Here is a 14,103-nt window from a genome sequence, read left to right on the forward strand (position 1 = left end):
GTGATCCGGATAGGCACCCGGGGCAGTCTGTTGGCCACCACCCAGGCCGGCGTCGTCAGGGACGCCCTGATCGCCAACGGTCACCCCGCGGAGTTGGTGATCATCACCACCGCCGGCGACCGCTCGTCGGCGCCCATCGAAACCCTGGGCGTCGGCGCCTTCACCACCGCACTGCGCGAGGCCATGGACGACGGCCGGGTGGACGCCGCGGTGCACTCGCACAAGGATTTGCCCACGGCGGACGACCCGCGGTTCACGATCGCGGCGATACCGCCCCGCAACGACCCCCGCGACGTGGTGGTGGCCCGCGACGGGCTGGTGCTCGGGGAGTTGCCGCCGGGTTCGCTGGTGGGCACGTCGTCCCCGCGCAGGGCCGCGCAGCTTAGGGCATTGGGTCTCGGTTTGGAAATCCGCCCCCTACGAGGCAACCTAGATACCAGGTTGAACAGGGTAAGCAATGGTGATCTCGACGCGATCGTGGTGGCTCGGGCCGGACTGGCCCGGCTCGGTCGCCTCGACGATGTCACCGAGACGTTAGAGCCGGTGCAGATGTTGCCAGCACCGGCTCAGGGCGCGCTCGCCGTCGAATGCCGCGCGGGTGATGAATTGGCGGCGGTGCTGGCGGAGTTGGACGACGCCGACACGCGCGCGTCGGTCACCGCGGAGCGAGCCCTGCTGGCCGAACTGGAGGCGGGTTGCTCCGCACCGGTGGGCGCGATCGCCGAGGTGGTCGAGTCCATCGATGAGGACGGCCGCGTCTTCGAAGAGCTGTCGCTGCGCGGTTGCGTGGCGGCGCTGGACGGGTCCGACGTGATACGCGCGTCCGGCATCGGCACCGCCGACCGGGCGCACGAGCTGGGGGTATCGGTCGCCGCGGAGTTGTTCGAACTCGGCGCCCGAGAGCTGATGGCCGAAGCGCGGCAGGACCCGAACCGAGGAAATTAATTGCGAGTGACGTGGGAGCGACAATGACGACGCGAGGGCGTAAGCCGAGACCCGGCCGCATCACGTACGTGGGTTCCGGACCCGGCGATCCGGGTCTGTTGACCACCCGGGCCGCGACGGTATTGGCGAACGCCGCCCTGGTGTTCACCGACCCCGACGTGCCGGAGCCGGTGCTGGCGCTGATCGGCAAGGACCTACCACCCGTCTCCGGCCCGGCGCCGGCCGAGGCCGCCGCCGGCAACGGTGACGCGCCCACCGGCGGAGCGGAGCAGCCCGCGGTGATATCGGCCGGTCCGGATGTCCGCCCGGCGCTCGGCGAGCCGGCCGAGGTGGCCAAGACGCTGACCGCCGAGGCCCGTGCCGGCGCCGACGTGGTGCGGCTGGTGGCCGGCGACCCGCTGACGGTCGACGCGGTGATCACCGAGGTGAACGCCGTCGCGCGGAGCCACCTGCACATCGAGATCGTGCCCGGCCTGGCGCCGACCGGCGCCGTGCCCAGCTACGCGGGGCTGCCGCTGGGCTCGTCGCACACGGTCGCCGACGTGCGCGACCCGAACGTGGATTGGGACGCTCTGGCCGCCGCGCCGGGCCCGCTGATCCTGCAGGCCACCACGTCGCATCTGGCCGACGCGGCGCGCACCCTGATCGAGCACGAGCTCTCCGAGAGCACCCCGTGCGTGGTGACCGCGCACGGCACCACCTGCCAGCAGCGGTCGATCGAGACCACGCTGGGCGGTCTGACCGACTCGGCCGTGCTGGGTGGGACGGACCCGGCGGGCCCGTTGACCGGGCCGCTGGTGGTGACCATCGGCAAGACGGTGGCCAGCCGGGCGAAGCTGAACTGGTGGGAGAGCCGGGCGCTGTACGGCTGGACGGTGCTGGTGCCGCGCACCAAGGACCAGGCCGGCGAGATGAGCGAGCGGCTGACGTCCTACGGCGCGCTGCCGATCGAGGTGCCGACCATCGCCGTCGAGCCGCCCCGCAGCCCCGCCCAGATGGAGCGGGCCGTCAAGGGTCTGGTCGACGGCCGCTTCCAGTGGGTGGTGTTCACCTCCACCAATGCGGTGCGCGCGGTGTGGGAGAAGTTCGGCGAGTTCGGTCTGGACGCGCGGGCGTTCTCGGGCGTCAAGATCGCCTGTGTCGGCGAGTCGACGGCCGACCGGGTCCGGGCGTTCGGCATCAGCCCCGAGCTGGTGCCTGCGGGCGAACAGTCCTCACTCGGCCTGCTGGACGACTTCCCGGACTACGACAGCATTTTCGACCCGGTGAACCGGGTGCTGCTGCCGCGGGCCGACATCGCCACCGAGACGCTGGCCGAGGGACTGCGCGAGCGCGGCTGGGAGATCGAGGATGTCACCGCCTACCGGACGGTGCGGGCCGCGCCGCCGCCGGCGGAGACGCGGGAGATGATCAAGACCGGCGGCTTCGACGCGGTGTGCTTCACCTCCAGCTCCACCGTGCGCAACCTGGTCGGCATCGCCGGCAAGCCGCACGCGCGGACGATCATCGCCTGCATCGGTCCCAAGACGGCCGAGACCGCCGCGGAATTCGGGCTGCGGGTGGACGTGCAGCCCGAGACGGCCGCCGTCGGCCCGCTGGTCGATGCCCTGGCCGAGCACGCCGCCCGGTTGCGCGCCGAGGGCGCGCTGCCACCGCCGCGTAAGAAGAGCCGCAGGCGCTAGTGGGCCGCCACCAGAGGAGCTAGCCCATGGCCTACCCGCGGCAGCGTCCGCGCCGGCTCCGCTCCACCCCCGCGATGCGTCGCCTGGTGGCGCAAACATCTTTGGAGCCAAGGCATTTGGTGCTGCCGATGTTCGTCGCCGACGGTATCGACGAACCACGGCCGATCGCGTCGATGCCGGGCGTGGTGCAACACACCCGCGACTCGCTGCGCAGCGCGGCGGCCGACGCCGTCGCGGCCGGGGTGGGCGGGCTGATGCTGTTCGGGGTGCCCCGGGACGAAGACAAGGATGCGACGGGGTCGGCGGGCACCGATCCCGACGGCATCCTCAACCTCGCCCTGCGCGACCTGGCCAAGGATCTCGGCGATGCGACGGTGTTGATGGCCGACACCTGCCTGGACGAATTCACCGACCACGGCCACTGCGGCGTCCTGGACGCCAGGGGCCGGGTGGACAACGACGCCACGTTGGCTCGCTACGTGAAACTTGCTGTGGCGCAGGCGGAATCGGGCGCGCACGTGGTGGGCCCGAGTGGGATGATGGACGGCCAGGTGGCCGCGATACGCGACGGCCTGGACGCCGCGGGCCACACCGACGTGGTCATCCTCGCCTACGCCGCGAAGTTCGCCTCGGCGTTCTACGGCCCGTTCCGCGAGGCGGTCAGCTCCAGCCTGTCCGGCGACCGGCGCACCTATCAGCAGGAGTCGGGCAACTTCCGCGAAGCGCTGCGCGAGATCCGGCTGGACCTCGACGAGGGCGCGGACATCCTGATGGTCAAGCCCGCGCTGGGTTACCTCGACGTGGTGGCCGCCGCGGCGGAGGTGTCGCCGGTGCCGGTGGCGGCCTACCAGGTCTCGGGGGAGTACGCCATGATTTGCGCTGCGGCCGCCAACAATTGGATCGACGAGCGGGTCGCGGCTCTCGAGTCGTTGACGAGCATTCGCCGGGCCGGAGCCGATATTGTGCTGACCTACTGGGCCGCCGACGTGGCGGGTTGGCTTTCGTGAGATGGGGCTTGCTGTGAATTCCGAGTCGACGGCCGCGGAACGCAAGCCGCTGTTCTACGAACCGGGCGCCAGCTGGATCTGGGTGCTGTGGGGCCCGGTGGCCGCGGGCGCGATGATCCTGATCGAAATCTGGAGCGGTGCGCCCGTGTCGTTCCTGATCCCGCTGATCTTCTTGGTCCTGGTATCGGGGTTCGTCGGGTTGCAGGTGAAGGCGGCCAGGATCCACGTCTCGGTCGAACTCACCGAGGACGCCCTGCGCCAGGGCACCGAAACCATCCTGGTGCGCGAGATCCTCAAGGTGTACCCGGAACCGGAGAACCACGAAGCCTCCGGCAAGGAGTTGGCGCGGTGGCAGTCGGCGCGGGCCCTAGGCGAATTGGTCGGGGTGCCGCGCGGCCGCATCGGCATCGGCCTGAAGCTGACCGGCGCGCGCTACGCGCAGGCGTGGGCGCGCCGGCACCGTGAGCTCCGCGCGGCCCTGACCCCGTTGGTCCAGGAGCGGGTCGAGCCCGCCGACGTCACCGACTTCGACCGTGACGACGACGCCGGGTCCGCGCAGTGAGCGCCCGCTACCGGAGCAACAGGGCGTTGGTCGAACTCGCCCTGGCCTGCGCGGCGCTGATCGGCGCGGGAGTCAGCTGGGCGCGGTCGCACCACACCGTGGCGGTGGCGCCGATCGCGGACGGGCAGCCGTTCACCACGTCGACGGTGTATGACCCGCAGCTGCTCTTGCTGGCCCTGCTGCTGCTGACCAGCGCAGGGGTGCTGGCGGTGGTGGGAATCTCCAGGCAGCGCCGTGAGCGGCGCGCTAAGACATCCTGACCAGCGGCAACGCCATGCGACGGCGGCTGGCGATCGCGTCGGCCAAGTCGTGCAGCGCCTCGGGCACCGAGTAATTGCCGGAGAACCCGCCGTCAGCCACCAGTTCGGCGACCGCCGGGCTTGCCACCAAGGTCCACTGCACCCCCTCGGCGCGGCACGCGTCATCGAAGGTCTCCAGAAGTGAAATGCCCGCCGTAGCAAATTCGCTTACGTCGCCCATGTCGAGCACCACGCGGTCCTCTCCGAGGATGAAACGCCGAATGTGCTCGCCGACCTGATCCGCATTGCAGGCGCTTATTTCCCCCCGGATCGTCACCACGGTCGCCAATTGGCGGCGGTGAGCCCGAACCCATGCGCCGCCGCACTGGAAGATGCCGTTCTGATCCCGTGTCAGGACATCGGCGATCGTCATGGGCACCCCTCACTCTCCGTGGCGCTCGCTATGGCTTTGACGCTAAACCGCAAGCTTAAGGAGGGTGAAAGCCGCATCTAACGTTTTGTTAAGAAGCGATTTTCGCCGCCATTCCGCGCCGATACGAGCAAAGTTGGTCCGGGGCCGATTCGCCGCGAAAGTCCGCGTGCCACACCACAACCGTCCGGGCGTCACGGCGGTTGCGCTGCTAGGCTGCCAGGGCTACCGGTTGCGAGGCGGGGACTTGTGACAGCGCGAGGTCGCCCGGTCAGCCGAGCTACCAGGCGAACGTGAAGTCCAGGCGGAAAGAGCATCGTGCGCGGCGCAGAGATCAGGGGAGAGATCAAGGCCCTGACGGGACTTCGCATCGTCGCCGCGCTCTGGGTAGTGCTCTTCCACTTCCGGCCGATGCTGGGCGACGTGGGGCCCGACTTCCGCGACGCCCTCGCGCCCGTGCTCAACTGCGGCGCCCAGGGCGTCGACCTTTTCTTCATCCTCAGCGGGTTCGTGCTGACCTGGAACTACCTGGACCGGATGGGCCGGTCGTGGTCGACGCGCGCCACCCTGCACTTCCTGTGGCTGCGGCTGGCCCGGGTGTGGCCGGTGTACCTGGTCACCCTGCACCTCGCCGCCCTGTGGGTGATCTTCACGCTGCACGTCGGCCATGTGCCGTCGCCCGACGCCGGTCAGCTCACCGCGATCAGCTACGTCCGCCAGATCCTGCTGGTGCAGCTGTGGTTCGTCCCGTTCTTCGACGACTCCAGCTGGGACGGGCCGGCCTGGTCGATCAGCGCCGAATGGCTGGCGTACCTGCTCTTCGGCCTCCTGGTGCTGGTCATCCTGCGGATGAAGCAGGCCACGCGGGCGCGCAGCCTGATGGTGCTCGCGTTCGCGGCGGCGCTGCCGCCCGTGGTCATGTTGCTGGCGAGCGGCCACTTCTACACCCCGTGGAGCTGGCTGCCGCGGATCGTCACGCAATTCGTCGCCGGCGCGCTGGCGTGCGCCGCGGTGCGCAGGCTGCGGCTGACCGATCGCGGCCGCCGCGTCGCCGGGTACCTGTCCCTGTTTCTCCTGGCCGCCATGGTGGGCGTCCTGTATTGGTTTGACGCGCACCCGATCTCCGGCGTCGTGGAGAACGACAGCGGCGGCGTGGTCGACATCCTGTTCATTCCGTTGGTGATCACGCTGGCGATCGGCGTCGGGAGCCTGCCGAGGGCGCTCTCAACGCGGTTGATGGTGTACGGCGGGCAGATCTCGTTCTGCCTGTACATGGTTCACGAGCTGGTGCACACCGCCTGGGGCTGGTCCGTCGAGCAATTCGAGCTGAGGCCACAGGACAATCCGTGGAAGTGGAACGTCATCGGCCTGCTCGCGATCGCCGTGTTGATCTCGATCGCGATGTATCACTTCGTCGAAGAGCCCGCGCGTCGTTGGATGCGCAAGATGGTGGATGTCAAAGCCGTCACCGCGAGAAGCGAACCCGAAGAGGCCGCGGGTGGCAAGGTCCATCCGATCGACCGTTCGCTGGAAAAGGTTTCAGCCCGCGCCGTGTGAGGGTTGTCTTAGCGCCCCGCCGCGAATCGCGGGCGATAATCGATGGAACGCAGTGGCACATGACGATGCCGTTGACGGGGGAGGGAGGTAGTAGTGAGTCGTCTGGCCACCTTCGTCATCGGTTTGACCTTTCTGGTCGGCGTCGGCATCGCCTATCCCGCCCAGGTGCGCACCTACGACACGCTGACCCTGGATTTCCGGTTGAACCATCTGGCGGTCGTCGGGGATTCCTACACCACCGGCACCGGCGAGGGCGGGTTGGGCTCGAGGTCGTGGCCCGCCCGCGCGTGGGACGGGCTCGCCGCGCGGGGCGAGCGGATCTCGGCCGACGTGGCGGCCGAGGGCCGGGCCGGTTACGGCATGCCGGGTGACCACGGCAGCGTGTTCGAGGACCTGACCTCCCGGGCCGTGCAGGCCGACGATGTCCTGGTGGTTTTTTTCGGCTCGCGCAACGACGAGCCGATCGATCCGGGTGTGATCGGTCAAAAAGCCCGCAGCACATTCGATTTGGCCCGGCGTCTGGCGCCGTCCGCGCGGTTTCTGGTGATCGGGCCGCCGTGGCCGACGGCAGACGTGCCCCTCCCGATCCTGCTGATTCGCGACGCGCTCGCCGCGGCGGCCGGGTCCGCGGGGGCGACGTGGGTGGACCCGATCGCCGAACACTGGTTCGTCGGCAGGCCCGACCTGATCGGCGCGGACGGCGTGCACCCGAACGACGCCGGGCACCAATACATGGCGGACAAGATCGCGCCGCTCATCCGGACCCAGCTGTCGGCCTAGGTGTGGCGGGCGGCTTCCTGAGCGAGCTGCACCCGCGACGACACGGCGAGTTTGGCGTAGACGTGCGTCAGATGAGATTGGACGGTGCGCGCGGAGATGAACATTCGCGCGGCGATGTCCTTGTTGGGCAGCCCTTCGCTGACGAGGCGAACCACGTCGATCTCGGTCGGCGTCAATGACTCCCAACCGCTGGCCGGTCGCCCGCGCGCGCCGCGACCCCGCTGCGCGTAACCGATGGCCTCCGCGGTGGACAGGGCACGCCCCGCTGACCACGCGGCTTCAAAGTCGTCCTGCCCCAGGGTTTCCCGAACCGTTGACAGCGCCGCGTCGTAAGCCGGTTGAAAAGCCTTGAAGCGCACCGAGCCATGGCGTTGCCGCATGCCATTTGCCGCACCGAAAAGCCGGGCCGCGTGCTCGGGGTTGGAGTCGGCGGCCAGCGCCGCGAGACCCTCCAGGGCGTCCGGAAGTAACACGTGTCCGCCGGTGCGCTCGGCGACCGCGACGGCGTCGTGCAGATCGGTTTCGGCCTGCTGCGGCTCGCCCTGGGCGACGGCGACCCGGGCGCGCGACGTCAGCGCCAGCATCCGTTGCGATCCCGGCGCGACCGCGACGGTGTCGTCCGCCCAGCGTCGGGCGGCGGCCAGGTCGCCACAGCCCAGCGCCGCGTCGGCAATGGGCACCGTGCACCGGTTGAGAAGTTCCTTCAACGGATACGTGGACCGCCAGGCCGCGTCGCAGGCCTGTCTGGCCGCCGCGGCGTCACCGGCGGCCAGTTCGGCGATGGCCAGGAACGTATAGGCCGAGTCCTCGTGGAAACCGCCCAGCGCGGCGCCGATTTCCAGGGCGGTGTGCGCTGCGGTGCGCGCCGCAACGGCATCGCCGATCGACGCGAGCGCTTGCGCGCAGATGATCTGACCGAAGACCTCCATGGGGCGGTCCCCGGCCGCTCGCGCCTCCTCGACCAGCGAACGCGACATCTCGAGGCCCTCGGTCAGCCTGCCTCGCATTGCCAGCGTGCTGCCGAGGAACGTACGACTGTAACGGGACGCGAAGCTGTCGCCGAGCGCGTCGCCGAGGTCTCGTCCCTCCTCGCCCGCCGCCTGCGCGGCGATGATGTCACCCCCGACGGCACACGTGAAACTTTGGTAGGCGCGCAGCTGCGCCAGCGCGGCGAGGTCACCCGATGTGCGTGCGAGATCCGCCGCCTCGGTGAAGTACGGTTCGGCCAACGTGGGGTTGCCCACCGCCAACATGCCGCAGGTCATCAAGCTGTGCACGACGAGCGCCTCGTCGCCGAGCTGGCGCGCGGTAGCCAGGGCCTGTTGCGCGCGCTGCAGGCTGAACGGGACCGAGGACCAGACCCCGAGCAGCCCGGCGTCGGCGACCCCCCGCACCCAGACCTGGGGCGCGACGTCCGCGTCGCGGTACCGCTCGTCGCTGAAGATGGCATCGAACCCCGTCACGCCCTCGCGAAACCGGCCACGCGTCAGCCAGACCCGCTGCAGCGCCGACACCAGCCGCAGCGCCGGGTCGAACTCCCCGGCGTCGCAACTCCAGGCGTGGGCCGCCCGCAGGTTGGCCATCTCGAGTTCGGCCCAGGGGACCAGCGGGGAGCCGTCACCACGCATCCGCGATTCCAGCTCCGCCGCGGCGGCGGTGTAGTGGTCGCGGTGGCGAATGCGCACGGCCTCGGCTTCACCCGACTCGGCCAGCTTTTCCAGGCCGTACTGCCGGACGGTCTCCAGCAGCCGGTAGCGCATCATGCCGTCGATTTCCTCGGTGACGATCAGCGACTTGTCGACCAGGAGCCCGAGCAGGTCGATGAGCTGAAAGTGCTCGACCCCGGCGTCGGCGCCCACGGCGTGCGCGGCATCCAGGTCGAACCCTCCCATGAACACCGCCAGCCGGCGAAACAGTATGCGTTCCGGCTCGGTGAGCATGGCGTGGGACCAGTCGATGGATGCGCGCAGCGTCTGCTGGCGGCGGACCGCGGTGCGCGCGCCCCCGGCCAGCAGGCGGAAGTTGTGGTGCAACCCGTCGACGATCTGGGTCAGCGACAGCGTGCGGGTCCGCGCGGCGGCCAGCTCGATCGCCAGCGGCATGCCGTCCAGGCGCTGACAGATCTCAGCGATCGCGGACGAATTGTCTTCGGTGAGTTGAAAATCCGGTCTCGTGCGGCGGGCACGATCGGCGAACAACTCGAGGGCCTCGCCGTCGACCGTCAGCGACGGCACCCGCCAGGTCAGTTCCCCGGCCATGCCGATCGGTTCCCTGCTGGTCGCCAACACGGTGACGCCCGGCCCGGCATCGAGCAGGGCGACGATCAGCTCGGCACTCGCATCCAGCAGGTGTTCGCAATTGTCCAGCAGCAGTAGCATTTTGCGGTCCCGGACGAATTTCGCCACCGTTTCCATCGTGGAGCGGCCCGGCTGATCGGCAAGGCCCAGGGTGCGCGCCACGGTGACGGGCACGACGAGGGGGTTGGTGACCGGGGCGAGATCGACAAACCAGGCCCCGCCGGGGAACTCGTCGGACACCCGCGCCGCGACCTGCACCGCCAACCGTGTCTTTCCGACGCCGCCCGCGCCGGTCAGGGTGACCACCCTGTTGTCCCGCAGGATCTGTCCGACGTCGCTGATCTGGTCGCCACGGCCGACGAAGCTGGTCAATTGGACCGGAAGATGAGACGCCGCAACGGCGTTCGTGGTGCGTAACGGCGGGAATTCCGCACGCAGGCCGGGATGGTTGAGTTGCACGACGCGCTCGGGGCGCGGCAGATCCCGCAACGGGTACACGCCCAGGTCTATCAGCCAGGCGTCGGCCGGTAGCCGGTCGACGACCAGCGGTTCGGTGGCCCCGGACAGCACCGTCTGCCCGCCGTGGGCGAGGTCGCGCAGCCGCGCCGTCCGGTTGATCGTGGGCCCGGCGTAGTTGCCGGCATCGCGCAGCTGGACCTCGCCGGTGTGCACGCCTATTCGGATCCGGATCGGCGGGAGTACGGACAGTTGGATCTGCAGGGCGCAAGCGACGGCGTCGCTGGCGCGGGCGAAGGCGATCACGAAGCTGTCGCCCTCGCCCTGCTCGACCGGCCGCACCCCGCCGTGGGCGGCGACCAGGCCGTTGACGGTCTGGTTCAGTTGCTCGAGGGCCGCCGTCATGGTGTCGGACTGGGTTTCCCACAGCCGGGTCGAGCCTTCGACGTCGGCAAGCAGCAACGTCACCGTCCCAGTGGGCAGCTCGCTCAAGCTCTGCTCGCTCCAGTCCAGCAGCGGCATGTCCGCCGACGAATCGATGTCGATCATGTTAGCCAGCATGCGGCCGCGGTGAGCGGCAAAACATCAGCAAAAGCGCGCAGAGTCCGGGCGCGGCCACGCGGATTTACGACTGGGGTTCAGTCCTCGGCGTGGCGCTCGTAGTCCCATCGCTCCAGGCGGGCTTGCAAATTCAGCAAGCCGAACCCGGCGACTGGAGCGGCGGCCGCAATGCAGGCCAGCAGCAGCGGAGTCATCCCCTACAACCTCCCAAAACCCTTCGCTGATATGACGTTCGTCAACCACCAGAAGTTCATTTCCGCTCACCCACCCGCCAGGGCCCGGTCCGCGAGCGCGCCCATCACCGGCGCCAGCAACTGCGCGTACTCGGTCGTCACGTGGTTGTCGTCGCGGAACACCAGAGTGTTGCCGACGATCATCGGGCAGCGCTCGGGGGTGCAGAACAGGTCGGTGAGATCCGCGTACTGGCCGCCGCCGGCCGTGGTTGCCGCACGCTCGGCGGCGATGCCGTCGTCGTTGACCGCGGCGGACCGCGTCGGCGCGCAGGCGCCGGCGTCGTCGAGGTGCGCGGAAAGGCAGGCGGGCAGCGACGAATGGGGATCCGGGGCGGGCCCGAGGATCAACACCGCAGCGCCGGTGCCGCGCAATTGCGTGACGGTGCGGCCCAGGGTGTCGATCCACGCCGGGTCGTAGGAGGTGAAACCGAAGTCCGCGGCGTAGCGCCGGCTCATGTCCACCACCACCAGGCGCGGATGTTCGGCGGCCACCCGGGCCACGACCTGGCCGCGCCACTGTTCGCACTCGGTGTACTCGCGGCCCAGGTACGGGCTGACGATGTGCAGGTCCTGGATGGGGCAGGTCACCTTGGCCAGCGTCTCCACCCGCCAGTGGCGCTGCTCGGCGACCTGCGCAAAGGCCGGGTCCCACATGGCGGCGTGTGAGTCGCCGATCAGGGTGACCGTCGTCGGCGACGCGAGATCGCCCGTCGCGCACTCGTTTTGCCCGACCTCGCGCCAGGAGCGCACGCACCCGTTGACGAAGACCGCGGCCTTGTCGGCGGACGCCTTGGCGAGCGGGGGATCGAGATTGGCGGGCACGGCTTTCAGGTTCGCCGACGCGGCGACCGCCGCGCGCGCCTGAGCGAACGCCACTCGGACCGCCGCCTCTTGTGCGCTGACGGTGGGGGCGGCGCTGGGCGGAACCGCGACGATGTTGGCCCGCGGGGCGGCCGCCCCATGACCGACGGGCACCGGCACCGCGTTCAGCAACAGCACGCAGGCGCAGGCCGCGACCGCGCTGGCGGCCCCGGCGACGGCGAGGCTGGTCCTCGCCGACCGGCGCAGGGCGGCGGCGAACCGGCCCGGGTTTTCGACCAGGTGCAAGGTGATGATGGCGAGCCCGGCGGACACCGCCGTCGCGGTCAGCCGGGCGGGCAGGCCTGCGGGCTCACCCAGCAGTGCGGGCATCAGCAACAGCACCGGCCAGTGCCACAGGTACCAGGAATAGGAGATCCGGCCGATCGCGCGCATCGCAGGCCGGCACAGCAGCCGGCCGGCCCCCAGGCCGCGGCTGACGCTGCCGCCGCCGATGACGAGCGCGGTGCCCAGCACGGGCAGCAGCGCGGCGGTGCCGGGGTAGGGGGTGTGCGCGTCCAATTGCGTGCAGGTGAGCAGGATCAGCGCCAGGCCGCCCCAGCCGGCGATCGACGCGGTGCGCAGTGACAGGTGGTGCCACTGCTGAATCGACAGGGCCAGCAGGCCACCCGCCGCCAGTTCCCAGGCGCGGGTCGGCAGGGAGAAGAACGCCCAGGACGGCGACGTGCGGCTGCACAGCACGGCCGCCGTCAGCGACGCCGCCCCCACCAGGCCCAGGACCACCGCATACGGTGTGGCGCCCCGCAGCGCCGGAAGGCGCCGCGCCAGCCAGGCGGTGCCGATGATCAGCACCGGCCACACCAGATAGAACTGTTCCTCCACGCCGAGCGACCAGTAGTGCTGGAAGGGCGATTCCAGGTGCGGGGTCAGGTAATCGGTGCCCTGGGTGGCGAACCGGTAGTTGCCGACGTAGAGGGCGCTGGCGATGCCGTCGAGGAACACGCTGCGCGCTTGCAGCGGCGGCAGCACGACGGCCGCGCCGATGGCGGTGAGGACGCCGACGACCGCGGCGGCCGGCAGCAGGCGACGAGCCCGCGCGCCGTAGAAGCGGCCCAGCGCAACGGTGTTGGTGGAGGACGCCTCCCGGAACAACAGGCCGGTGATGAGGTAGCCGGAGATGACGAAGAACACGTCCACGCCGATGTATCCGCCGCTGACGCCAGGGATGCCCGCGTGATAGAGCACCACCGCGATGACCGCGACCGCCCGCAGTCCCTCGATGTCGGGTCGAAATCCGGTCCGCTTCACCGCCCGCTCCACTTGGCGGGTGGTGAGTTCGCTGGGCCGGACGCTCATGGGGTCTCCGCTAGGTCGCCATCCAGGCGAGCTCGCCGGGCAACATGAGACGCCACCAGGTCATGTCGTGTCCGCCGACCGTGAAGCTGACTACCGGTGGCGTTTTGAGTTGGCTGACGAATTGGCGGGTGGCGGGATAGAAGCGGTCGAAGGTGCCGCAGTCCACCCGTAGCGGAATCTGCGACAGCGCAGGCACGCCCAGCACGCTGTTCTGCGTCCAGTCGTCGTTGCTGTCGAACGCCTTGGGGGCGCTGTCGGCGAACGAGCTGTACAGCGCCGGGCTGATCGCGCAGATCCCCGCGGTCCGCGCCGGCCCCAGCTTGGCGCCCAGGTGCAGCGCCCCGTAGCCCCCCATCGACCAGCCCATGAAACCCACCCGGGAGGTGTCGAAACCCATCGTGGACAGCATCGGCAACAGCTCGTCGAGCACCATCGCGCCGGCGTCGGTGCCGTCGGCCCGTTTGTGCCAATAGGAATCGCTGCCGCCGTCGACGCCCACCACCGCGAACGGCGGCTTGCCCTCCTTGACCAGTTGGGCCAGGCCTTGCTCGACACCGCAGTCGAGCATCATGTTCGCGTCGCCGTCCTTGCCGTGCAGGGCGATCACGGGGCGCAGTGTCCCGGTATGGCCGGGTGGCAGGGCGATCACGTAGTTCGTCTTCACGCCGCCGCGGGCGGCGGAGACGAACGAACCCGTGAGCTTGGTCGGCAGGTTGCTGCTCGCCGCGGACGGCTCGAACGGGGCCGGAGCCTGCGGCAGCGTCGCGGCCTGCGGCCTGACCGGATCGAGCAGGCCACTCAAGGCGAACACGCCGGCGGCTCCCAGGCCGGCGCTGGCTCCCATCCGCAGCACCGCCCGGCGGGTCAGGTCAGGCATGATCGCAATAATGCCGCCCTGACCGGTGATTACCTGCCGAGCCACGCCGAAATGGAAGCATTGTGTGATCTGGCGTGACCTATCGGTCTCCAACCGGTTACCTGCGGTGCACCCGTTCGCCGCCTCGGGCGGCGCGAGGCGGCCGAGTTGCGGCGCAATGGTTTACGGTCGGAACGGCCCCGCATTGGCACCCCGGCCGGCGCCATGATGATGGCCGTATCACGACGCCGCAACTCGGCCGCCTCGCGCCGCCCGAGGCGGCGAACGGGTGCACCGCAGGTAACCGGTTGGAGACCGATAGG

General features: G+C 69.8%; 11 protein-coding genes. 7 read left to right on the forward strand and 4 right to left on the reverse strand.

What is annotated here, in order from left to right; translation table 11 throughout:
• Genes hemC through A5704_RS11170 form a run of 5 tightly spaced genes read left to right on the forward strand, consistent with a single transcriptional unit; the run spans position 1 to position 4,456 of the window.
• The gene (gene hemC, locus A5704_RS11150; RefSeq protein WP_067756023.1) at positions 1-945 is read left to right on the forward strand and encodes a hydroxymethylbilane synthase; all 945 of its coding nucleotides are present in this window, start codon (positions 1-3) and stop codon (positions 943-945) included.
• Between the two features lie 23 nt (positions 946-968).
• Positions 969-2,627 carry a uroporphyrinogen-III synthase gene (locus A5704_RS11155; RefSeq protein WP_067755995.1) on the forward strand — a complete coding sequence of 553 codons (1,659 nt, stop codon included), beginning with the start codon at positions 969-971 and terminating at the stop codon, positions 2,625-2,627.
• Between the two features lie 26 nt (positions 2,628-2,653).
• Positions 2,654-3,634, forward strand: a complete 981-nt coding sequence (hemB, locus tag A5704_RS11160; protein WP_082950512.1) for a porphobilinogen synthase — start codon at positions 2,654-2,656, stop codon at positions 3,632-3,634.
• A 49-nt stretch (positions 3,635-3,683) separates the two neighbouring features.
• Positions 3,684-4,196 (forward strand): DUF3093 domain-containing protein, encoded by a 513-nt coding sequence (locus tag A5704_RS11165; protein ID WP_082950516.1) that lies wholly within the window; start codon positions 3,684-3,686, stop codon positions 4,194-4,196.
• The gene (locus A5704_RS11170; protein WP_067756004.1) at positions 4,193-4,456 is read left to right on the forward strand and encodes a hypothetical protein; all 264 of its coding nucleotides are present in this window, start codon (positions 4,193-4,195) and stop codon (positions 4,454-4,456) included. Before A5704_RS11165 ends, A5704_RS11170 begins: the two co-directional genes overlap by 4 nt.
• Here the strand turns inward: A5704_RS11170 and A5704_RS11175 are convergent.
• The gene (locus A5704_RS11175; protein WP_067756028.1) at positions 4,443-4,868 is read right to left on the reverse strand and encodes an STAS domain-containing protein; all 426 of its coding nucleotides are present in this window, start codon (positions 4,866-4,868) and stop codon (positions 4,443-4,445) included. The genes A5704_RS11170 and A5704_RS11175 overlap by 14 nt on opposite strands.
• A 315-nt stretch (positions 4,869-5,183) precedes the next feature.
• On the opposite strand from A5704_RS11175, the gene A5704_RS11180 reads away from it, so the two are divergent.
• Together A5704_RS11180 and A5704_RS11185 are read left to right on the forward strand one after the other, a co-directional pair.
• Positions 5,184-6,422, forward strand: a complete 1,239-nt coding sequence (locus tag A5704_RS11180; RefSeq protein WP_067756007.1) for an acyltransferase — start codon at positions 5,184-5,186, stop codon at positions 6,420-6,422.
• A 93-nt stretch (positions 6,423-6,515) separates the two neighbouring features.
• Positions 6,516-7,202, forward strand: coding sequence for a GDSL lipase (locus A5704_RS11185; protein WP_067756009.1), 687 nt, complete (start codon positions 6,516-6,518; stop codon positions 7,200-7,202).
• Here A5704_RS11185 and A5704_RS11190 read toward each other — a convergent pair.
• From A5704_RS11190 to A5704_RS11200, 3 genes are all read right to left on the reverse strand, one after another.
• Positions 7,199-10,516, reverse strand: coding sequence for a LuxR C-terminal-related transcriptional regulator (locus A5704_RS11190; RefSeq protein ID WP_082950511.1), 3,318 nt, complete (start codon positions 10,514-10,516; stop codon positions 7,199-7,201). The genes A5704_RS11185 and A5704_RS11190 overlap by 4 nt on opposite strands.
• A 260-nt stretch (positions 10,517-10,776) precedes the next feature.
• The gene (locus tag A5704_RS11195; protein ID WP_197508473.1) at positions 10,777-12,888 is read right to left on the reverse strand and encodes an acyltransferase family protein; all 2,112 of its coding nucleotides are present in this window, start codon (positions 12,886-12,888) and stop codon (positions 10,777-10,779) included.
• A 46-nt stretch (positions 12,889-12,934) separates the two neighbouring features.
• A complete protein-coding gene (locus A5704_RS11200; RefSeq protein ID WP_197499192.1) occupies positions 12,935-13,810 on the reverse strand; it encodes an esterase family protein in 876 nt (291 codons plus the stop codon).
• Between the last annotated feature and the right edge of the window lie 293 nt (positions 13,811-14,103).

The sequence above is a fragment of the Mycobacterium sp. E735 genome, assembly GCF_001666955.1.
GTDB lineage: Bacteria > Actinomycetota > Actinomycetes > Mycobacteriales > Mycobacteriaceae > Mycobacterium.

What these genes read in the sequence shown, in the direction of transcription:
- A5704_RS11155 (WP_067755995.1), top strand. Translation starts at nt 969, where the DNA reads ATGACGACGCGAGGGCGTAAGCCGAGACCCGGCCGCATCACGTACGTG.
- hemB (WP_082950512.1), top strand. Translation starts at nt 2,654, where the DNA reads ATGGCCTACCCGCGGCAGCGTCCGCGCCGGCTCCGCTCCACCCCCGCG.
- A5704_RS11175 (WP_067756028.1), bottom strand. Translation starts at nt 4,868, where the DNA reads ATGACGATCGCCGATGTCCTGACACGGGATCAGAACGGCATCTTCCAG.
- A5704_RS11190 (WP_082950511.1), bottom strand. Translation starts at nt 10,516, where the DNA reads ATGCTGGCTAACATGATCGACATCGATTCGTCGGCGGACATGCCGCTG.